This window comes from Patescibacteria group bacterium, assembly GCA_027858235.1.
Classification (GTDB): Bacteria; Patescibacteriota; Patescibacteriia; order Patescibacteriales; family BM507; genus BM507.
Genome location: JAQIDC010000036.1, coordinates 15,475 through 36,515, shown reverse-complemented (window position 1 = coordinate 36,515; position 21,041 = coordinate 15,475). Strand labels below are relative to the sequence as shown.

The 21,041-nt window shown below is 34.1% G+C and carries 21 protein-coding genes; all 21 read left to right on the top strand.

Going from position 1 to position 21,041, the window contains the following annotated elements:
- Positions 1-138: 138 nt before the first annotated feature.
- The 21 genes from secD (at position 139) to PF572_03320 (ending at position 21,035) form a co-directional block, all read left to right on the top strand.
- Complete coding sequence (gene secD / locus PF572_03420; GenBank protein MDA3840115.1) at positions 139-2,217, top strand: protein translocase subunit SecD; 2,079 nt, start codon at positions 139-141, stop codon at positions 2,215-2,217.
- Positions 2,218-2,221: 4 nt separating this feature from the next.
- Positions 2,222-3,112, top strand: coding sequence for a protein translocase subunit SecF (gene secF / locus PF572_03415; protein ID MDA3840114.1), 891 nt, complete (start codon positions 2,222-2,224; stop codon positions 3,110-3,112).
- 30 nt (positions 3,113-3,142) lie between these two features.
- Complete coding sequence (locus tag PF572_03410) at positions 3,143-3,340, top strand: hypothetical protein (protein MDA3840113.1); 198 nt, start codon at positions 3,143-3,145, stop codon at positions 3,338-3,340.
- A 427-nt stretch (positions 3,341-3,767) separates the two neighbouring features.
- Positions 3,768-5,018, top strand: a complete 1,251-nt coding sequence (locus PF572_03405) for a His/Gly/Thr/Pro-type tRNA ligase C-terminal domain-containing protein (protein ID MDA3840112.1) — start codon at positions 3,768-3,770, stop codon at positions 5,016-5,018.
- Positions 5,019-5,020: 2 nt separating this feature from the next.
- Entirely contained in the window at positions 5,021-6,064 is a 1,044-nt protein-coding gene (locus tag PF572_03400) for a rod shape-determining protein (protein MDA3840111.1), read from the top strand.
- Between the two features lie 17 nt (positions 6,065-6,081).
- Positions 6,082-6,900: a rod shape-determining protein MreC gene (locus PF572_03395; protein MDA3840110.1), complete on the top strand. Its 819-nt coding sequence runs from the start codon at positions 6,082-6,084 to the stop codon at positions 6,898-6,900.
- A 1-nt stretch (position 6,901) separates the two neighbouring features.
- Entirely contained in the window at positions 6,902-7,435 is a 534-nt protein-coding gene (locus PF572_03390) for a hypothetical protein (protein ID MDA3840109.1), read from the top strand.
- 1 nt (position 7,436) lies between these two features.
- Positions 7,437-9,470: a penicillin-binding protein 2 gene (gene mrdA / locus PF572_03385; protein ID MDA3840108.1), complete on the top strand. Its 2,034-nt coding sequence runs from the start codon at positions 7,437-7,439 to the stop codon at positions 9,468-9,470.
- 452 nt (positions 9,471-9,922) lie between these two features.
- Positions 9,923-10,147 (top strand): hypothetical protein, encoded by a 225-nt coding sequence (locus PF572_03380; protein MDA3840107.1) that lies wholly within the window; start codon positions 9,923-9,925, stop codon positions 10,145-10,147.
- A gap of 104 nt (positions 10,148-10,251) precedes the next feature.
- Complete coding sequence (locus tag PF572_03375) at positions 10,252-10,941, top strand: DeoR family transcriptional regulator (GenBank protein ID MDA3840106.1); 690 nt, start codon at positions 10,252-10,254, stop codon at positions 10,939-10,941.
- A gap of 2 nt (positions 10,942-10,943) precedes the next feature.
- Positions 10,944-11,804, top strand: a complete 861-nt coding sequence (gene grpE, locus PF572_03370; GenBank protein ID MDA3840105.1) for a nucleotide exchange factor GrpE — start codon at positions 10,944-10,946, stop codon at positions 11,802-11,804.
- Positions 11,805-11,878: 74 nt separating this feature from the next.
- The gene (locus tag PF572_03365; protein ID MDA3840104.1) at positions 11,879-12,304 is read left to right on the top strand and encodes an Hsp20/alpha crystallin family protein; all 426 of its coding nucleotides are present in this window, start codon (positions 11,879-11,881) and stop codon (positions 12,302-12,304) included.
- A 2-nt stretch (positions 12,305-12,306) separates the two neighbouring features.
- Positions 12,307-13,212 (top strand): hypothetical protein, encoded by a 906-nt coding sequence (locus PF572_03360; protein ID MDA3840103.1) that lies wholly within the window; start codon positions 12,307-12,309, stop codon positions 13,210-13,212.
- Between the two features lie 51 nt (positions 13,213-13,263).
- On the top strand, positions 13,264-15,207 hold the full coding sequence (gene dnaK, locus PF572_03355; protein MDA3840102.1) for a molecular chaperone DnaK: 1,944 nt from the start codon (positions 13,264-13,266) through the stop codon (positions 15,205-15,207).
- Positions 15,208-15,422: 215 nt separating this feature from the next.
- Complete coding sequence (locus PF572_03350) at positions 15,423-15,581, top strand: hypothetical protein (protein ID MDA3840101.1); 159 nt, start codon at positions 15,423-15,425, stop codon at positions 15,579-15,581.
- 170 nt (positions 15,582-15,751) lie between these two features.
- On the top strand, positions 15,752-16,063 hold the full coding sequence (locus PF572_03345) for a DUF3467 domain-containing protein (GenBank protein ID MDA3840100.1): 312 nt from the start codon (positions 15,752-15,754) through the stop codon (positions 16,061-16,063).
- Between the two features lie 65 nt (positions 16,064-16,128).
- Entirely contained in the window at positions 16,129-17,199 is a 1,071-nt protein-coding gene (gene dnaJ, locus PF572_03340; GenBank protein MDA3840099.1) for a molecular chaperone DnaJ, read from the top strand.
- Between the two features lie 16 nt (positions 17,200-17,215).
- A complete protein-coding gene (locus PF572_03335; GenBank protein ID MDA3840098.1) occupies positions 17,216-17,719 on the top strand; it encodes a hypothetical protein in 504 nt (167 codons plus the stop codon).
- A 120-nt stretch (positions 17,720-17,839) separates the two neighbouring features.
- Positions 17,840-18,769: an ATP-binding cassette domain-containing protein gene (locus PF572_03330; GenBank protein MDA3840097.1), complete on the top strand. Its 930-nt coding sequence runs from the start codon at positions 17,840-17,842 to the stop codon at positions 18,767-18,769.
- 6 nt (positions 18,770-18,775) lie between these two features.
- Positions 18,776-19,507 (top strand): ABC transporter permease subunit, encoded by a 732-nt coding sequence (locus PF572_03325; protein ID MDA3840096.1) that lies wholly within the window; start codon positions 18,776-18,778, stop codon positions 19,505-19,507.
- Between the two features lie 4 nt (positions 19,508-19,511).
- Positions 19,512-21,035, top strand: a complete 1,524-nt coding sequence (locus tag PF572_03320; protein ID MDA3840095.1) for a GldG family protein — start codon at positions 19,512-19,514, stop codon at positions 21,033-21,035.
- The last annotated feature ends 6 nt before the right edge of the window (positions 21,036-21,041 follow it).

Below are 21,041 nucleotides of genomic sequence, written 5' to 3'. Positions count from 1 at the left end.
TTTCAAGGTTCTATCTATAGTCAGTCGAAAACTATAACACTAGAATTATCATTTGTCAATATTGCAAATATTAGCAATTTAGCCTATTATATTTAAATAAGTTAATTAAATAATACCTTTCATTGGGTATTTTGTTTTATGTCAGAAAATATTATATCGAGAATCTTAAAACCAGGTGTTCGTGGGAAAATTTGGAGAACTTTTATTGTTATTATTATTATCACTTTTGGATTGTCCATGATAGATGGTAGCAGTTATTATGATAAATCAGCAGATTATTTAGAAGGAAAATTTGGAATAAGTTTACCTCGTGTAGAACCCATTCCCTTTAAGTTGGGTCTTGACCTACAAGGTGGAACACATTTGGTTTATAAGGCTGACATGAGCTTGATTGATGACGGGGATGCTGGAGCTGCCCTTGAGGGAGTTCGTGATGTTATTGAACGAAGAGTAAATGTTTTTGGAGTTTCTGAACCAGTTGTACAAACGAATATTTCTGGTGGAGAACATAGAATTATAGTTGAGTTAGCTGGAATAACTGATGTAAACGAAGCAATCCAACAAATTGGAGAGACTCCATTGCTTGAGTTCAAAGAGGAAGAAACAGAAATAAGGGAACTTACAGAAGAAGAAAAGGTTCAAATAGAGGCTGAGAACGCTGTAGCGAAAGAAAAAGCAGAAGAAGCATTATCAAAAATAAAAGACGGTTCAGATTTTATTGAAATATCAAAAGAATATTCTACTGACGAAAATATAAAAATTGCTGGAGGTAATCTAGATTATGTAACAAATCTAGATGACCAAAGAACAGTCTCTCTGGTTGAGAACCTGGAAGTGGGTGCTTATACCGAAGAATTAATAGACGCTCCCTCTGCTTACGAAATTTATAAATTAGAAGACAAAAAAGAAAAAACAAATCCTTTTGACGAGAACGACGTTGAAAAAGAAGTGAAAGCGTCTCATTTGCTACTTTGTCACAATGAAGTCGCTGGATGTGAAGACGGGCTATCGAAAGATGAGGCTTATACAAAAATTAAAGAAATAAAAGAAACAGCTACTCCTTCAAATTTTGTTTCATTAGTTAAGGAATATACAACAGAGCCAGGTGGGGCGGACAGAGAAGGAACGCTTGGCTGGTTCTCAAAGGGGATGATGGTTACTCCATTTGAGGACACTGTTTTCCCTCAAGAAGTTGGAACTATTTCTTTCGTGGTTGAAACACAATTTGGTTACCATTTGATTTACAAGGAAGATGAAAGAACTACTTTTGAATATAAGGTGAGTGTAGTAAAAATAAATAAAACAACAGAGCTTGATATAATTGGGCCTCAAGCAGAATGGAGAAATACTGAGTTAACTGGGAAAAATCTTGAAAGAGCGACAGTAAGTTTTAATCCAAGTGATAACAGTCCTGAAGTCTCCCTTGAGTTTGATTCAGAGGGTACTGATTTATTCGCTGATATTACTGAGAGAAATATAGGTAAGCCAGTCGCTATTTTCCTTGATGCCTATCCAATAAGTATTCCAACGGTTAATGAAAGAATTCCAAGTGGTCGAGCTGTAATTTCTGGAAGCTTCAATGTAGTTGACGCTAAACTTTTAGCGCAAAGACTAAACGCTGGTGCTCTCCCTGTGCCTATTGAGCTTATAAGCCAACAAACAGTTGGGCCAAGCCTCGGTAAGATTTCTCTAATGGAAAGTCTAAAGGCTGGATTGGCGGGACTTATTTTGGTGGCTATATTTATGATACTCTATTATAGACTATCTGGTGTTTTGGCTGTTTTTTCCCTAACTATTTATGGTATATTGGTACTTGCAATATTCAAACTTTGGCCAGTCACCTTAACACTTTCTGGAATGGCTGGATTTATATTGTCTATCGGAATGGCGGTTGATGCTAATGTCTTGATATTTGAAAGACTGAAAGAAGAGCTAAGGAGAGGAAACCCATATAACCTAGCACTTGATGAGGCTTTCAAAAAAGCTTGGCCATCAATCCGTGATGGTAATGTTTCAACATTGATTACCTGTTTTATTTTGATTCAATTCTCAACCAGTGTTGTAAAAGGATTTGCGATAACACTTGGTCTTGGTGTAACAATGTCAATGTTAACAGCCGTAGTTGTTACTAAGAATTTTTCAAAAATACTTGATACAGAATTCTTTGGAAAGAGACCTTGGCTATTTGGAGGAAGACAATTAACAAATAAGAAATAAAAATATGTATAAAATAATTCAAAATAGAAAAATTTGGTTAAGTATTTCAAGTTTGTTTGTAGTAATCTCTTTAGTTCTCTTGCTATCTTTTGGTTTAAAGTTAGGCATTGATTTTACAGGAGGATCAATACTTGAAATCAGATATGATGAGTCAATACCATCTGTAGCAGAAGTCCAAGATAGATTATCATCAGTAGAATTAAGTAGTTTAGTGATACAACCAGTTGGCGCTGATGGAATGCTTCTAAGGTTTCAGGAAATTAGTGAGGAAAAACATCAAGAGGTAATTTCAGCTCTGAAAAATATAGAAGGTGAAATAAGTTTTGAAGAAATGCGTTTTGAGGCAGTTGGACCTTCGATTGGTCAAGAATTAAAAAAGAAATCAATTTATGCTACTCTTCTAGTTCTCTTGGCAATTGTAGCCTATATTGCATGGGTATTTAGACGTGTTTCAAAGCCAATCGCTTCATGGAAATATGGTATTGTGGCAAATATCGCCCTGTTTCACGATGTTATAATTACATTAGGTGTTTTTGCAATCCTTGGAAAATATTTTGGGGTAGAAATAAACACCCCTTTTGTGGCCGCGATTTTGACCGTGCTTGGTTATAGTGTGAATGATACGATTGTTGTTTTTGATAGAATTCGTGAGAACTTGCCAATTAGTGATGCGGACTTTGAAGATACAGTAAATAAGAGTGTTAATCAAACAGTCACTCGTTCAATAAATACTTCCATGACAACTCTCCTGGTTTTGGTTTCAGTTTTGATTTTTGGAGGAGAGACTATTAGATCTTTTGTTTTGGCTCTAACTATTGGTATTGGTATAGGTACTTATTCTTCAATTTTTCTAGCTAGTCCCTTACTTGTTGTTTGGGAGAGGTTTAGAAAATAATATAACAGCTCTTTAGTAAAGGAGAAAACAATGATTAGTCCCTGGTCCGGTGTAGGAATTATTATTGGTATAGTTATGATAATCATGTCCGCGCTAATGGTAGGCTCTAGAAAATTCTTTAGTAGAAATTTTTTTGATGTCATTTACGAGATAGATAAAATAAAAGCAAAAAGAGCTATTTTATTGTTTATGATGGGTCTAATTGTTATTGTATATAACATGCATTAAAGACAAGTTCTGAGCTTGTCTTTTTTTTATAAAAAAGCGGCCTAGTTAGCCGCTTTGTTTTTAAAATATAACCTTATTTTAATGACAGTCTTTAGGGGGTAAAATATTATAGCAATTAAAACAATAATTTCCCAGAAAAATGTAATTAACAATAAAATAAGCTTGTTAATTTTTTTATTTTTTAGATCTTTCCTTCGTCTATCTATTTTTATAGCAAAGAAAATGTAGAAATAAAATATAATAAATATTGAGAAATGAGCAACTAAAAAAAATTTCATTGAACCCTCCTGGCTGTTGAAATGTTAACAAAATGTACAACAGTATTATTGTACATTTTTGTCAACACTTTGACAACTGAGCCCATTTTGGGGTAATATAGGTAATATAAAAAGCTTGATTAATGAGCTTTTATTTTTGAAATAAACATATGAGACAATCGAAGAATTTTATTAAAGCAACAAAAGACTTACCAAAAGATGAAACAAGCTTTAATGCTCAGGCCCTAATTAGGGCTGGTTTTATTGATAAGCTCGGAGCAGGTATTTATACTTATTTGCCTTATGGCCTTAGAGTTTTAAAAAAAATATCTCAAATAGTCAGAGAAGAGATGGACAAGATTGGTGGACAAGAACTCTTGATGCCAGCGCTAAATCCAAAAGAAAATTGGGTACAAACAAATCGTTGGGAAGGTTTTGATGCGTTGTTTAAATTGGGAAATTCATCAGATTCAAAGGAATATGCCCTAGCTCCAACACATGAAGAAATAGTTACCCCATTGGTTCAAAAACACGTTTTTTCGTACAAAGACTTACCTGTTTATCCTTATCATATTCAAACAAAATTTAGAAATGAAAAAAGAGCGAAGGCTGGTCTTATTAGAGGTCGAGAATTTCTAATGAAGGATCTTTATTCTTTTCATGTTGATAATGATGATTTAAATAATTTTTATTTGAATGCTCAGAAAGCATATTTTAAAATTTTTGAAAGATGTGGTTTGTTGGAGAATACATATTTAACCTATGCTTCTGGTGGTTCTTTTTCAAAATATTCTCATGAATTCCAAACGGTAACTGAGGCAGGGGAAGACACTATCTATATTTGCCAAGATTGTAGTGTTGCAATAAATAGTGAAATTATTGAAGAACAAAATGCTTGTCCCAATTGTGGAAATGAAAAATTAGAAGAAGAGAAGGCAGTGGAAGTTGGTAATATTTTTAAACTTGCTACGAAGTTTTCTGAGCCTTTTGGTTTCCAATATGTGGACGAAGAGGGAAATAAAAAACCTGTTATTATGGGTTGCTACGGCATAGGTCCTAGTAGAATTATGGGGACTGTGGTTGAAGTTCATCATGACGAGAAAGGAATTGTTTGGCCAGACGAGCTTAGCCCCTATAGAGTGCATTTAATTGAACTGAAAAGTGACAACAAAGATGTTAAAAAACTTGCTGAGGGATTGTATGAAGAATTAATGAACAAAGACATTGAAGTATTATATGACGACAGGGATTTTAGTGCTGGCGCAAAATTTGCTGAAGCTGATTTAATCGGATGCACTTATAGAGTTGTAATTAGTGAAAAAAACTTAAAGAAAAATGTTTTTGAATTCAAAAAAAGAGATGAGGAAAAAGCAGAGATGTTAGAAAAAGAAGAATTAATAGACAAATTGCTTATTTCATAATTATGTTCAATAAATTATTAGGAAAATTTAGTAAAGATGTAGGTATTGATTTGGGTACGAAGAATACCTTGGTTTATACTCAGGACAAGGGTATTATTATTAACGAACCATCAGTTGTGGCTGTTAATAAAAGGACTGATGAAATATTGGCAGTTGGAGAAGAAGCTCGAATCATGGTTGGTAAAACACCATCACACATACAGGCCATAAGACCATTGGTGGATGGAGTAATTTCTGATTTTGAAGTAACAGAAAAAATGCTTAAATATTTCATTAATAAAGTTCATAGTGAAAGTTTTACTCTGATTCCTAGACCAAGAGTAATTATAGGCATTCCTCTTGATATTACTGAAGTAGAAAAAAAGGCAGTTGAGGATGCTGCAAAATCTGCTGGTGCCAGACAGGTCTATTTAATCGAAGAGTCCATGGCCGCAGCCATTGGGACAAGACTTCCTGTGGCTGATGCTACAGCAACAATGATAGTGGATATTGGTGGAGGAACAACCGAAATATCTGTTATATCGCTTGGTGGTGTAGTTACCTACAAAACACTTCGCCTAGCCGGAAATGAGCTTGATAATAATATTATTCAGTTTATTCGTGAAGAATTCAATATATTAATTGGTGAACAGGTGGCTGAAAATATAAAAGTAAGGATAGGTTCAGCCACAGGCTTAAAGGAAGCAGTTGAGATGGAGGTGCGTGGTCGTGATCTTATAAATGGTTTGCCCCGAGCAGTGACTGTTACAGATACTCAGATTAGGGAAGCACTTTCAAAAACAATCAATATAATAATAGAAAACATAAAAATAACTTTAGAAAAAACTCCACCAGAGTTAGTTTCCGATATCTATGAAAAGGGAATAGTTTTAACCGGGGGAGGTGCTATTTTGCGAGGGATAGACAAAGAAATAGCCCAGGCAACAAAAATACCTGTTAGAGTAGCCGAAGACCCTTTAACCTGCGTTGTTCGAGGAACAGGAATTCTTTTGAGTGACCCTGAGTTATTGGAAAAAGTATTAACACCCAGTTCTGATGAATTATAATTTTTATGTAACTAAATATGCCTAAGTCTGCAATAAATTCAAAAAAAACTTTTATATATCTGGCAGTTATTGGACTGCTTATTTTTTTGCATTTTACTGGTATATCTAAACCAATAGAGGGGCTTTTTGCTAGAGTTATGAACCCCGTTTCTAAGGTTTTTTATTCTGGTGGATCAAAAATTAGGAATGCCTACGGTGATCAGGTTGACAAAAGAGACCAAAATTTTGTTATTACCGAATTACAGCAAGACAATAGAAAATTGCTAGCAGAGAATGCTAAATTAAAAACAATTGAAGAGGAAAATGAATATTTGAAAAATCAGATTGACTTTAGAAAGGAGAATGATTATAAGTATCTACTTGCTGAGATTGTTTCCAGGAACGACTTGATGAACAATTCTTCTGAAGAAAAATCAATTATTATTGACAAGGGGGCTAGGGACGGACTTCGCGAAGGTTTTGTTCTTCTTGATGGAGAAGGGGTCGTAATAGGAAAAATTATTGAAGCCAGAGATAGTATCTCAAGGGCCTGTCTAGTCGTAGATAAAAAATGTAAATTTGCCGCTGCTGTTCAGAATGAAGATAGAACATCTGGTGTTGTTGAGGGAGAGCTTGGCTTAACAATGAAAATGGACTTGATTCCTCAGACAGAGGTTCTAGAAAAAGGAAATATCATTGTTAGTTCCGGCCTCGAAAACAATATCCCCAGAGGACTTGTGATAGGAAGAGTTTCCGAGGTTATAAAAGAAAATAATAATCTTTGGCAGAGTGCAGTGATTGAACCTTTGGTTAATTTTGATGATCTCGTGATAGTTAGTATAGTAATATCAGAATAATATGTATTTTAAAATATTTCTAAATTTACTTTTAATTTTGTTCCTAGTTATTTTCCAGATATCTTTTATTTCTTCTCTGCCTGGTTCTTTTTCTAATACAAATATATTATTAATATTCTTGGTTTATGTTTTAATGATTAGTAGTTTGAGCACTACTTTAATTTACGGGATTACTATAGGTTTCTTGATGGATATTTTTTCTTTTTATTATTTTGGAATTTACTTAGGGGGGTTTGTTTTTTCAATTCTAATTGTAAATTTTTTACTTATTAATTTTTTTACCAATAGGTCTCTGTATGCTTTTTTGGCTTTAATCATTTCAGCCACTATTTTGAATTTTTTCTTCGTGACTTTTGTGAGTAACGTCATTTCTATTTTCCTTGGAGTCCCTTCTATCTTGTTCAATCAAGGCTTTTTCTTGTCAGCAGTAAAACAGTTGTTTCTAAACTCAATTATTATGGTTATCGTATTTTATTTGACCAATCTTTTTAATAATAGTTTTAGACCAGTATTTTTAGTGAACAAAAAATATTAAGATGAAAATATTAAGTAGTTTTTACAATAAAAATAATAATAATATAGGCAGTGACCCATTTTCTATAAAAGAGGGTTCTTTTCATGATGGCGTTTTAAAAAATTCTTCTCTTAGAAGACAGTGGACTGAAAATTCTTTCGATCCAAGTGTTGGGAAAAAAGACACCATTGGAAGAAATTTTAATTTTAATAAAATTTATTTGTTGGCAGTAATTTTAATATTTTTTATTTCAATCCTTTTTGGGAGAACGGCTTGGCTACAAGTCGTAAAGGGTGATTATTATTATATGATGGCTGAAGGTAATAGAATAAGAGAAGAGAGAATTGAACCAAAAAGAGGAATAATTTATGACAGGAATGGAAACACTTTGGTTAGAAACAAGGCCAATTTTGTTTTGTATTTTATACCAATCGATTTACCTCGGGATGACATTAAAATACAAGATGATATTAAAATAAAAGTTGTTAGCTCAGAACGAATGGAAATTTTTAAACGAATTTCTGAAATAACAGATAAAATTTCTTTGGAAGAATTGGAGAATATCTATTCTTCCGTAACAATAGGATCGTTTGAATCATATCGACCCCTTTTTGTTGCGGATGGAATTGATTATGAGAAAGCAATTAAACTATATTTGGAAGCAGATAGGATGCCAGGGGTTGTTGTTTCCAATAAAATCAAGAGAGAATACAATCTTTACAGCATGACTCTCTCTCACATCTTGGGGTATACAGGGATAATAAGCCGTGAAGAATTAGACAGTTCTAGCGATGAGTATAGTCCGATAGATTATATAGGTAAAATGGGTGTTGAGTATTTTTGGGAGAATGAACTAAAAGGAATAAATGGTAAGAAACAAATTGAAGTCGATGCCTTGGGTTATGAGAAAAAAATTATAAGTAAAACTGAAGCAGAAGATGGACATAATTTAGTTTTGTCTCTAGATATTGTGATGCAAAAGAAGATGGAGGAAATTATTATTTCATATCTTGAAAAACTAAGTCTTGGGAAGGCTTCGGCTGTAATTCTTAATCCAAATAATGGTGAGGTGCTAACTTTGGTAAGTTATCCTTCATATAATAACAATGCTTTTGCACGTGGTATTACACAAGAAGAATATTCATCTCTTTTGGAGCATCCCGACAATCCATTGTTCAATAGAGCGGTTAGTGGCGAATTTCCTTCAGGTTCAACTATTAAACCAGTCATGGCAGCTGCCGCTTTGCAGGAAGGGGTTATAACAGAGAAGACCAGTTTTCTGAGCACGGGAGGTGTTAGTATTGGTCAGTGGTATTTTCCTGATTGGCGTGCTGGTGGACATGGCATCACAGATGTTCGCAAGGCCATATCTCAGTCAGTTAATACTTTCTTCTACTATATTGGCGGAGGAGATAATAATAATTTCCAAGGTCTAGGGCTTGAAAGAATTATAGAGTATGAAGAAAAATTTGGACTGGGAGCGCAAACTGGGATTGATTTAGCTGGGGAGGCTGATGGATTTTTGCCTACCAGGGAATGGAAAGAAGAAGTTAAAGAGGAACCTTGGTATATTGGGGATACTTATCATCTATCTATTGGGCAGGGTGATTTGCTTGTTACCCCCTTGCAAGTAGTAAACTTTATTTCATTTTTTGCGAATGGGGGGACCATGTATAGACCTCATTTAATAAAACAAATATTAGACGGAGACGATGTTATTCTAGCTGATGTGAAAGGAGAGGCTGTTCGAGATGGATTCATTGATAATTATAATGTTCAAGTAGTCAGACAAGGAATGAGAGAAACAGTAACAGAAGGCTCAGCTAGAAGCTTAAGTAATCTTCCAGTTACATCAGCCGGAAAAACAGGAACAGCTCAGTGGTCTTCGGTCAAAGATAATCATGCTTGGTATACAGGCTTTGCTCCATATGAAAATCCAGAGCTGGCTTTTGTGGTTTTAGTGGAGGAGGGAGTAGAAGGAAGTGCTGTGTCTGTTCCAATAATGCGAGAATTTTTGGAGTGGTATTATAAGGAGTATAAACCGATTGAGGAATAGGACGTACGTACGCGCGTACGTACGTTCGTACGTACGTAGTTATTGCTGAATAATTCAATATCCGTTGTCATTCCGGACTTGTTTACCTTGTAGTTAAAACGTATAGGGATCCAGAATCCAGAAATAGTACTATCCTGATTTATTTGATATTATGTAAGTTTTCTCTGTACTTTTTAGAAAAGTACCAAAATCGTTCTCAGAAAAAATTTAGAATATTTTCATTACGACGATTCACTCCAAAAATCTCAAACTCGCTTCGCTCAAACAGTGAGCATTTTTTGGCGAATTTCGCAATAAATTTTACTATTCTAAATTTCTCAATGTTCACAATAATGAAAGAGAAAAGAATAAGCTCTATTGACTAAATGTAGGTCATGAGATAATATTTTTAAAATTAAAGATATGTTTACTTGCGAATAATACGTGGCTCATTATAACAAAAAAGGAGGAATATGATGCCTAAGTTTTCATGTTCAATTTGCGGAAAGGAATATTCTGGTTCAGGAAATTTTGAACCCTGCCCACTCTACTTTCAGCATAAAGATATTTTGAACAGGAAAAAAGAGGTTAAAAAGAAGGAAAAAAAAATTGATAATAAACTCGATGGAGATAATTTAGATGTATCAGTAAACATCTGGGTAGATCAAGAAACAGGCGAAGTTATAGTTATTAAATAGACCTAGCCCTGCTCGTATTTGTGAGCAGGGTTTTTTTTATTTTAGCACTCTTGACACTAGACTGCTAAGGATGCTAAAATGGTTTTAGTTAACAAAGTGAGTTTATGAATGAAAGAAAACAGTTAATATTAAATACAATCATTAAAGAATATATAAGTACTGGAATTCCTGTTAGTTCTGGGGTTTTGGTTGATAAATATAGTCTAGAAGTATCACCTGCGACTGTCAGAAATGACATGGTTTATTTGGAAAATGAGGGTCATATCGTACAGCCTCACACCTCTGCTGGACGTATCCCGACAGAAGACGCTTATCGATTTTATCTTGAAAATATTTCTGATAAAAAATTAGCACAAAAAGACTTCTCCGTGATAAAAGACATTTTAAGCAATGGTGACGAAAAGGATTTTAAACAAGTCGCTAAAGAAATTGCTAAATTGTCAGGTCAAACAGTTTTCTGGGCCTTCCATAAGAATAGTCTTTATTATACAGGCGTTTCAAATCTTCTCAATCAACCAGAGTTTAGGCAGGCTGATGTGATATATGATATTTCTTTGATAATTGACCATATGGACGAAACTATTGAAAAAGTCTTTGAAGGCTTGCCTCTGAATGAGAATGTAATTTTACTTGGTTCAGAAAATCCTTTTGGTGATATGTGTGGAACGGTTATGTTTAAGTACAAGCATAAAAATAACATGGGCCTTTTTGGAATAATGGGACCAGTTAGGATGGATTATCAATATTGTCTATCAATTGCAAATTTTATAAAAGAAGAATTAAATAGTAAATAAAAATGGAGAAACAAGAAAAAAAATATCCCTTAGTGGTTACTGGATCATTTATCTTTAACGATAAAGATGAATTATTTCTAATGAAATCACCTCAATGGAAAAATAAATATATTTGCCCAGGCGGTAAAGTTGAAATTGGGGAGACAATAGAACAAGCCACAAAAAGGGAAACAAAAGAAGAAACAAATATTGATATTAAAGAAATTGAGTTATTGGGGGTTTTGGAAGGGTTGGATGTAGATAAGCATTTAGATAAAAAATACAAACATTTAATTTTTCTAAATAACAGAGCAATTGTTAAAAATGCTAAAAAAATAATATTAAATGAAGAAGGAACAAAGTATAAGTGGTTGAGAGTTTCAGAATGGCTCGTTCGTGACGACTTAGGAAAATACACAAAAGAAGCTTTGGATAAATTTTTAGGTGAAAAGGATGAATACAAAGATATGTACAAAAGAGCCTTGGCTGATTATCAGAACCTTCTAAAACAAGGAGCTCAAGAAAAACAAGAATTTTTGAAATATGCTAATGAGCAAATTGTCTATGATTTGATTCCAGTTTTTGATAATTTGAAACTAGCAATTAAACATGCTGACGAAAAAGCACAAGAAAACCCTTGGTTTGCAGGAGTAGTCCATGTAACGAAACAACTTGAAGATGTATTATCAAATATAGGTCTCGAAGAGCTAAAAGCAGAAGGACTGAAATTTGATCACAATACAATGGAGGCCCTAGAGAAGGAAGAAACAGAAGACAAGAAAAAGGATGGTTTTGTCTCGAAAATTATGAAGCCAGGGTATAAATTAAAAGATAAAATAATAAATCACACAAAAGTTGTGGTTTATGAATATATTAAAAAGTAAGGGTCAAATTGTTAAATTGTTAAATTGTTATAAAAAGGCAATTTAGCAATAGAGCAATTTAGCAATGTAAAAATATGACAAGATTAGTAAAATGGTCACCGTTCTTTGATGGCTTTGAAGATTTTGAAGAATTGTTTCCTGCCCTGAGAGGGGAGAAATCAGGCTTTGTTCCAGCTGTCGACATGTACCAAGACGAGAAAAACGTAGTTGTTGAAGTTCAATTGGCGGGGATTGATCCAGAGGATGTCGAAATTTCAATTGAGAATGATGTTTTAATAGTTAGAGGCCAAAGTGAAAAGACAAGTGAAGTAGATGATAAAAATTATTATAAAAAAGAAATAAAAAGAGGAAATTTTTATAGAACCATCCAATTGCCATCCCATGTCAATGGAGATGCTACGGATGCGGAAGCTACGGATGGAGTATTGAAAATAACTATTCCAAAAACGACAGAAGTAAAATCAAAAACTATTAAAATAAAAACTAAGAATAAAAAATAAGCATGGATGGAGTAAGAGCAAATCCAAAGAAAAGCAAGATGGATACTTCTGTTAGGAGGAGTAACTTGGACCAGGCAAAAAAAATTATTAAAAAGAGTAATAATATTAATAAATCTAAAAAAGAAAATATGTTAAAGGGAAACAGTGTTTTGACCAATCTGCTATCTATCGCAGTGACTGCCTTGATAGTAGGAGGGGCAATTTATGCCTGGCAAGACAAGGCCAAGGATGACAGTTTGTCAAAAGTTCAACTAGATGCAAAAAATGTCAGAGAAGGATATGAAAGAAGTTTGAAAAATCTTGAAAATGAAAAGAGAAAAGTAGCGAGTGAAAATGATAATTTGAAAACAGAAAATGATGAACTAAAAACTACAGTTGATTCTGTAAAGGGGGCTGTTAAAAATTATAGCAACGAAGAATTAGGAATAAGTTTTTCCTATCCGGCTCTTTTCGAGAGTGTAAATTATGAAAAATCAGCAGGTGAATCAGGAGAAAAATTTTCTATTAAGTTTTCAAAGAATGATAATTTTCATATAGCTGGAGTTAGTGCGGGATATAAGGGGCTAGAAGTCTCTACTAGTACCGAAGCGAATTTCGACAATTTTATAAAGATTGAGAAAGATAAGGACGAATATATGTATTATGTTTCAGTCCAAGGTGAAGAAGTGGAATATAAATTAAATCCGATAGAGGTGATCCCATTTTCTGGAGGAGAGGCTTTACTCGTTGATAGCAAGTCATTTATTCTTGAAGAAGAACAGCTTGCAGTTGGGATTGGTCAGAACTTAGGTGCTGTATTGAACACAAACAAAGAAGGCTTTTCTGGTATGGCGATGATCAATTCTGATTTTGGGCAATTATCTCCCGATGATTTTAAAGCATTTTTAGAAAGCATAGAATTAAAATAGTTAATAATTAAAATAATTAAAAAATATCGTTTAACGATATAAAATAAAAATATGGGAAAAATATTAGGAATCGATTTGGGAACCACTAATAGTGCTATGGCAATTATTGAAGGTGGTCAGCCTAAAATCTTAGAAAATGCAGAAGGAAATAGAACAACTCCGTCTATCATTGCAATTTCAAAAAATAATGAAAGACTAGTTGGTCAAACAGCTAAAAGACAAGCAGTAACTAATCCAGAAAATACTTTGTATGCGATTAAAAGATTAATCGGCAGAAAGTTTGAAGATGGTGAAGTTCAAAAAGATTTAGAAACAGCACCATACAAAATTGTTAAATCTGGTGATGGTGTAAAGATATTAATGGGTGGGAAGGAACATTCTCCTCAAGAAATATCAGCTATGATTTTGGGTAAAATGAAAGCAGATGCTGAAGCAAAAATTGGTGAAAAAATAACCGAAGCTGTTATTACGGTTCCTGCTTACTTTAATGATTCACAAAGGCAGGCTACAAAAGATGCTGGTAAGATTGCCGGTCTTGATGTAAAGCGTATTATTAATGAACCGACAGCAGCCGCACTCGCCTATGGATTTGATAAGAAAAAGGGACAGCAAATTGCAGTTTATGACCTTGGTGGAGGAACTTTTGATATCTCCATTTTGGATGTTTCTGAAGATACAGTAGAAGTTAAATCAACAAATGGTGACACTCATCTTGGTGGTGAAGATTTTGATCAGAGAATTATTAAATGGATTATTGATGAATTTAAAAAAGATCAAGGAATCGATTTGTCTAAAGACCCTCTAGCCCTACAAAGAATAAAAGAAGCTGCTGAGAAAGCGAAGATTGAACTATCAACTACAATGGAGACTGAAATCAATCAGCCATTTATTACAACCGACAACGAAGGACCTAAGCATTTGGTTTTGAAAATGTCTAGATCTAAGTTGGAGGAATTAGTTGGTGACTTAGTCGAAAAAACTCTTGAACCATGTAAGGCGGCCCTAAAAGACGCCGGAATGAAAACTTCTGATATTGAAGAAATAATTATGGTTGGAGGTATGACAAGAATGCCAATGGTGCTAGCTAAAGTTAAAGAATATTTTGGGAAAGAACCTCATTTAGGTGTAAACCCTGATGAGGTTGTAGCCCTGGGAGCTGCAGTTCAAGCAGGTGTCTTGCAAGGTGATGTTAAAGATGTTTTACTTTTGGATGTTACTCCGTTAACTCTTGGCATTGAAACTCTTGGTGGTGTTGCCACTCCGCTAATTGAAAGAAATACAACCATTCCATCATCAAAGGCTCAAATCTTCTCAACTGCTGCAGATAACCAAGCAAGTGTAGAGATTAATGTTGTTCAAGGAGAACGTCCTATGGCTACAGACAATAAAAGTCTTGGTAGGTTTATGCTTGATGGTCTTCCGCCATCTCCAAGAGGAGTTCCTCAAGTGGAGGTGAAATTTGACATTGATGCAAATGGTATACTAAATGTTTCAGCAACCGATAAGGCTACAAATAAAGAACAGAAAATTACTATCACTGCTTCATCAGGTCTCTCAGAAGAGGAAGTAGAAAAGATGAAAAAGGAAGCAGAATTACATGCCGATGAAGACAAGAAAAAGAAAGAAACGATTGAAACTAAAAATCATGCCGATGCTGTTGTTTTCCAAACCGAAAAGCTTATTCAGGAGTCAGCTGATAAAATGAAAGAAGAAGACAAAAAAGAACTTGAAGAGAAATTAGAAGCTTTAAAGAAAGTAAAAGACTCAGATGATGTAGAGGCTATTAAAGCTAAAATGGAAGAATTAAATACAATTGCTCAAAAAATAGGAGCTGCTATGTATCAACAACCTGATCAAGCTGGGACTGAAGCACCGAAGGAAGGTGAGGAAGAAAAGAATGAGAAGGAAGGACCAGTGGAAGGAGAATTTGAAGAAGGTGAATCTAAAAAAACCGAAGAAGAAGACGAACAGGAAAAACAAGATAAGACAAAGTAAAGAAGGTGGCCTTTGCCAAATAAATATATCTTGATAGTTTGCTCCTTTCGAGGAGCAAACTAATGAGGATTTATTTAAACAAAAAAAAGGAGGAAAAATGGCGACCCTTAGAGGAAGAATAGGAATATTATCAGAAAATTAACGATTGTTCAGTGATTTTGCTTACATTTCCTAATTATGAAAAAATCGCTATTTATCCGAGAACGAAAAAATTAATGCTTGAAGATGGTATCGTCCTGTATAATACTGAAGTTAAAATTATTGAATGTCGAATTGGTGGTAGATTATTTATTAATATTAATAATCAAGAGGAATATGAGAGCGAATTTGATATTTATAAAATCAAGGTTAAAAAGCGATTGTTAATTGAATAGTTATTTGTGAGGCTGGTAAAATATTAAAATTTTCTTATTCTGCTGATGAGAAGAAAAAAACCATTATTGAATCAACTAATTTCGTGAATGGTATTGAACCAGAACATAACTAAAACTTTTCCTGGCGAAGAACTTTCGCCCAACTTATTAATTATTAATTTATATACATTATGACAAATCAAGAAAAACAAGAAAAAAAAGCTATGCCTGGCGGAAGGCAGGACATTAAAATAGCAGATAATATTCCAGGGGCGGAATATGCAAATGCAATGCAAGTTAATCACACTAAAGACGAGATTCAGATGATGTTCCTAAATATATTTGGAGGTAGCGGAAAAGTAACAGGAAAAATAATCTCAAGTCCTGGGCATCTAAAGAGAATGGTTGCAGCTCTTAGTGATAATTTGTCAAAATATGAAGAGAAATTTGGTAAAATTGAAGAGTCAAAAATAAACGATAAAGAAATTGGCTTTAAAGGATAAGAAATCACATAACATAAAACATGTAACACATAACAAAATAATTTTGTGTATATGTTAATAAAATAATGGGAAAAGATTATTATAAAATTTTAGGAGTTGAAAAGGGTTCTTCTCAAGATGAAATAAAAAAAGCTTTTAGAAAAAAGGCTCATGAATATCACCCAGATAAAAAAACCGGAGATGAAGCAAAGTTTAAAGAAATAAATGAAGCTTATCAGGTTTTAGGTGATGCTAAGAAAAAGTCACAGTATGATCAATTTGGTTCAGGTTTTCAAAATGGTCAAGCTGGTGGAGCTGGAGGACCTGGTCCTGGTGGGTTTGACGGAATGAATATAAATATGGATGACCTCGGTGATATGTTTGGTGGCTTCGGTGATATATTTGGCTTCGGTGGTGGTGGAGGAAGAAAAAGAGCACAGAGAGGATCTGATATAGAAACAAATGTAGTCATTGATTTTTCTGAAGCAGTTTTTGGTGTGGAGAAGGAAATAAATATTAGAAAGAAAACAACTTGTGATAAATGTAAGGGTGAAGGAGCGGAGCCTGGGTCTGATGTTGAAACCTGCGCTACTTGTAATGGTGCTGGTCGTGTTTCGAGAGTTCAGCAAACAATCCTTGGTTCAATCCAGACGCAAACGACTTGCCCTGCTTGTAATGGCGAGGGGAAGGAATTTTCCCAGAAATGCACTAAGTGTCATGGACATGGAATAACACTAGAAAATATAAAACTTAATATAAAAATTCCAGCCGGGATAGATAACGGTGAATCTTTAAGGATGCCTGCTAACGGCGAGGCTGGAGAAAAGGGAGCTCCTGCGGGAGATCTTTATATCAGGGTTAATGTTAAGGAAGATAAAAGGTTTTCTAGGGAAGGAATTGACATTGTCTCTAAAAAGGAAATTAGTTTTACTCAAGCTGTTTTAGGTGATAAAATAGAAGTAGAAACAGTTGATGGTGTAGTTAAACTAAAAATACCAGAAGGAACTCAGTCAGGGACTATTTTTAAGATGAAAGGCAGAGGAGTGAACAAACTAAATGGAAGAGGACGCGGGGATCATTTGGTAAAAGTTGTTATTTTAACTCCAAAAAATTTAGATAAAAAACAAAGGAAAATTTTACAAGATTTAAATATTTAATATTAATTATAAAAAAATGATTAATGAAGATAGTTTTTTTCAAGGACTTGAGAAAATAGTTTTGCCACCTAGAGAAAAAATAATAGCTGCTATTAATACATCCCTTAATTTAGAACGTTCTAAAAATAGTGATGATGACCTATTAAAATTAAATGAAATATTTATTTCAACTGTTGCAAAAAATATTGAAGGTAGTGAAAAATACTTTCGTACCGATGGTCTTCTTCAGGAGTTTTACAAAGAATTAGTTCCTGTAGTTTATGAAATATTGTCATCAGCTGAATATTCTGATATAAGTATTCCTGATAGATGGAAAAATTTAGGTGAACCTGATAATAGTGTGACTAATTCTGTTACTGAAACGATTGTCACAGATGAAGCTCCTGAGGAATTTGTGGGAAATAATGATGAAACCGAGGAGATATGGGGGATAGGAAAAGGAGTTTCACAACAAACAGAAGCTAAACTGGATGCGGAGGCAGAGAAACTTAAAAAATGGAGAGAGGACCAAGAAGACTAATTTTTTATAATATCAACTAGGACTTTTGTCAATATTGAAGCATTCTGTATTTTGCTCTATAATTACAATATAATAAATAAATATACTGCATTCTGTGTAGTTTTATTTTTGAAAAACCCCATGATTGAAGTTAAAAATCTAAGCAAAAAAATTGGGTCAACCAAAATTTTGGATGATATCAGTTTTTCTGTAAAACAAGGAGAAATATTAGGTTTTCTGGGACCAAATGGTGCCGGAAAATCCACTACCATGAAAATTATCACTTCTTTTTGGGCAGGAAGTGAAGGCAAAGTCATTATTGACGGCCTAAATGTTGCCGAAGACTCACTAGAAATAAGAAGAAAAATTGGTTATTTACCGGAAAATGTCCCTCTTTATGATGAAATGAGGGTTTTTGAGTACCTAAAATTTATCGCCGAAATTAGAGGTATAGAAAAGAGTGAGCATAAAAATGCTATCACTAAAGCCTCAGAGGCCTGTGGTTTGTCAAAAGTTTTGCGAAAACCAATTGATGAACTTTCAAAGGGTTTTCGTCAAAGAGTTGGCTTGGCTCAAGCCATCATTCATGAGCCTGATATATTAATCTTAGATGAGCCAACTACTGGGCTTGATCCAAATCAAATTGCTGAAATTAGAGATTTGATAAAAAAGATTGGAAAAGAAAAAACAGTCATTTTCTCAACTCATATTTTGAGTGAAGTTTCAGCTACTTGCGACCGAATTATTATTATCAATGATGGTAAAATAGTCGGAGAAGGGAAGCCAGATGAACTAACTGAAAAATCAGCTCATAAAGAATTGATCTATTTGAAAATAAAAGCAGACAAAGACGCCGCCCTAAAGAGAATAAGAGGTTTAGAAAATATCGAAAAAGTAGAAATAAAGGATAAAGAGAGTTCTAATATTTATGGATATTCAATTGAGCCTAAAAATGGAGTCGATATCCGGGAATATCTGTCTATTGCTGTCGCTCAACAAGGATGGCCTATCCTTGAATATAGTCGAAAGAAAACAAGTCTTGAAGACGTCTTTAGAGAATTAACAAAATAAAAATATATGAATAAAGAATACTTAAAAACAATTTACTCACTGTTTAAGAAGGAGTTAATGTCATACTTTAATTCTCCGATAGCCTATATTTTTATTGGAGTTTTTCTCGTTATGGGCAATTGGCTTTTTTTTAAATGGTTTTTTATTATAGGACAGGCGAGCATGAGAAACTACTTTTCATTGTTACCTTGGATATTCCTATTTTTGGCCCCGGCTCTCACTATGAGACTTTGGGCAGAAGAAAAAAGAAGTGGAACGATAGAGTTTTTATTAACCCTCCCAATAACGAACTGGCAGGTGGTTTTGGCAAAATTCTTTGGAGCTTTGGTTTTCCTTTTTATTTCGCTTTTAATGACCTTCACTCTCCCTATTACCATTTTTGCTCTTGGAAACGCTGACATGGGTCCAATTATTGGTTCATACCTTGGTGCTCTTTTCTTGGGAGGATCTTATTTGGCTCTCGGTTTATTTATATCGAGTCTTACAAAAAATCAGATTATAGCTTTTATTCTTGGAGTGATGGCTTGCTTTGGATTCTTTATTATCGGTGCGGACTTTGTTCTGGCAGGTGCTCCAATGGCTCTAGCCCCTATTATGAAGTTTATTGGGCTCGGAAGTCATTTTAACAGTATTGCTAGGGGAGTAATTGATTCAAAAGATGTAATTTACTATATTTCATTTATATTTATGTTCCTGTGGCTCAACGCGCGTGTTATTGAGAACAGAACTTGGAAATAAAATTATGAAAAAAATAAAACAACGTAGCGAAACATATGTAACTCTATTATCCATTATTGGTATTATAATTTTGGTCAATTTCTTTTCTTATAAAATATTTACAAGACTAGATTTAACTCAAAACAAAGAGTTTACAGTTTCAGCAGTAACAAAAAATACGCTCAAAAATTTAGATGATGTTGTAAACATTAAAGTCTATTTCAGTAAAAATCTACCTAGTCAATTTATTTCATTAAGAGAAAATGTCGGAGATATTCTAGATGCTTATGATAATTATTCAAGCGGTAATGTGAGAATTGAGTTTATTGACCCCACTGATGACGAAGAGCTAGCTAGCTCTCTTTATGCGCAGGGAATACCAGAACTTCAGTTTGAAGTTTTTGAAAAGGACCAAATGCAATTGGTTAGAGGATATATGGGCATGTCCATAGGATATGGAAGTGATTCTGAAATTATTCCTGTAGTTCAAGATACCAAGAGTTTGGAATATCAGATTACGCTTGCAATTAAGAAGTTAACCTCTGGAGAAACAATCAAATTAGGACTTCTTAACGGTTATGGATCCCTAGACAGAGAAAGTCTTGGCGGGGGAATTCAAAAACTAGAAGAACTTTATGAGGTGGTGGATGTTGACCTGCTTAGTGTTGAAGAAATAGACACAAGCCTAAAAACACTCATTATAGTTAGCCCTAAAGAGGAGATACCAGAGGGGGGCTTAGTGAAAATAGATGCTTATGTGGCGAAAGGTGGGAATCTTTTAGTCCTAGATGAAGGTGTGGCAATAGACGAGGGATTGCAAGCCACAAACAAAAATAATGGACTAAATAATTTGCTAACAAATTATGGTATAAAAATAAACAATGACATGGTGCTGGAATCGAAAGCGAATTCAGGAGTAGCGTCTTTTAATCAAGGATTTTTTACATTCCAGACAAGCTATTCTTATTGGCCGAAGATTGCAAAAGATGGGTTTGATCAAGACAATTCAGCTGTATCAAAGCTTGAGAACGTTGTCTTGCAATGGGCATCAAGCATTGATGTAGATAAAACAAAATTGGGAGAAAATTATAACATATCTTACCTTGCTAAATCATCTGACAAATCCTGGAGACAGACTGGTAAATATGATTTAAATCCTCAGCAAACTTTCACTCCCAACAAAACACAAACAAGCAACTTAGCAGTTGATGTTAGCGCTAAGTTCAAGAGCCCGTATGGAATAGAAGATACAATTTTTTCAAGAATTTTAGTTGTTGGTGATAGTGATTTTGCTTCAGGAAATCTTGTAACCATGGCGGATAATTTAGTATTTTTTCAAAACATTACTGATAGCCTTTCTTTGGATGGCGATTTGATTGAAGTTAGATCAAAAGGAATTACTAGTCGACCAATTGAGACAGACATAAGTGACGGCCAAAAAGTTTTGATAAGATATTTGAATGTTTTTGGGGTAACCGTTTTAGTTTTGACAATTGGACTTTCTAGATATTTCTTGAGAAAAAAATCAAGATTTGTTGATGATTTATAAAAATTA

Coding starts and splice junctions, on each gene's coding strand:
- secD (MDA3840115.1), top strand. CDS start 139: ATGTCAGAAAATATTATATCGAGAATCTTAAAACCAGGTGTTCGTGGG.
- secF (MDA3840114.1), top strand. CDS start 2,222: ATGTATAAAATAATTCAAAATAGAAAAATTTGGTTAAGTATTTCAAGT.
- PF572_03410 (MDA3840113.1), top strand. CDS start 3,143: ATGATTAGTCCCTGGTCCGGTGTAGGAATTATTATTGGTATAGTTATG.
- PF572_03405 (MDA3840112.1), top strand. CDS start 3,768: ATGAGACAATCGAAGAATTTTATTAAAGCAACAAAAGACTTACCAAAA.
- PF572_03400 (MDA3840111.1), top strand. CDS start 5,021: ATGTTCAATAAATTATTAGGAAAATTTAGTAAAGATGTAGGTATTGAT.
- PF572_03395 (MDA3840110.1), top strand. CDS start 6,082: ATGCCTAAGTCTGCAATAAATTCAAAAAAAACTTTTATATATCTGGCA.
- PF572_03390 (MDA3840109.1), top strand. CDS start 6,902: ATGTATTTTAAAATATTTCTAAATTTACTTTTAATTTTGTTCCTAGTT.
- mrdA (MDA3840108.1), top strand. CDS start 7,437: ATGAAAATATTAAGTAGTTTTTACAATAAAAATAATAATAATATAGGC.
- PF572_03380 (MDA3840107.1), top strand. CDS start 9,923: ATGATGCCTAAGTTTTCATGTTCAATTTGCGGAAAGGAATATTCTGGT.
- PF572_03375 (MDA3840106.1), top strand. CDS start 10,252: ATGAATGAAAGAAAACAGTTAATATTAAATACAATCATTAAAGAATAT.
- grpE (MDA3840105.1), top strand. CDS start 10,944: ATGGAGAAACAAGAAAAAAAATATCCCTTAGTGGTTACTGGATCATTT.
- PF572_03365 (MDA3840104.1), top strand. CDS start 11,879: ATGACAAGATTAGTAAAATGGTCACCGTTCTTTGATGGCTTTGAAGAT.
- PF572_03360 (MDA3840103.1), top strand. CDS start 12,307: ATGGATGGAGTAAGAGCAAATCCAAAGAAAAGCAAGATGGATACTTCT.
- dnaK (MDA3840102.1), top strand. CDS start 13,264: ATGGGAAAAATATTAGGAATCGATTTGGGAACCACTAATAGTGCTATG.
- PF572_03350 (MDA3840101.1), top strand. CDS start 15,423: ATGCTTGAAGATGGTATCGTCCTGTATAATACTGAAGTTAAAATTATT.
- PF572_03345 (MDA3840100.1), top strand. CDS start 15,752: ATGACAAATCAAGAAAAACAAGAAAAAAAAGCTATGCCTGGCGGAAGG.
- dnaJ (MDA3840099.1), top strand. CDS start 16,129: ATGGGAAAAGATTATTATAAAATTTTAGGAGTTGAAAAGGGTTCTTCT.
- PF572_03335 (MDA3840098.1), top strand. CDS start 17,216: ATGATTAATGAAGATAGTTTTTTTCAAGGACTTGAGAAAATAGTTTTG.
- PF572_03330 (MDA3840097.1), top strand. CDS start 17,840: ATGATTGAAGTTAAAAATCTAAGCAAAAAAATTGGGTCAACCAAAATT.
- PF572_03325 (MDA3840096.1), top strand. CDS start 18,776: ATGAATAAAGAATACTTAAAAACAATTTACTCACTGTTTAAGAAGGAG.
- PF572_03320 (MDA3840095.1), top strand. CDS start 19,512: ATGAAAAAAATAAAACAACGTAGCGAAACATATGTAACTCTATTATCC.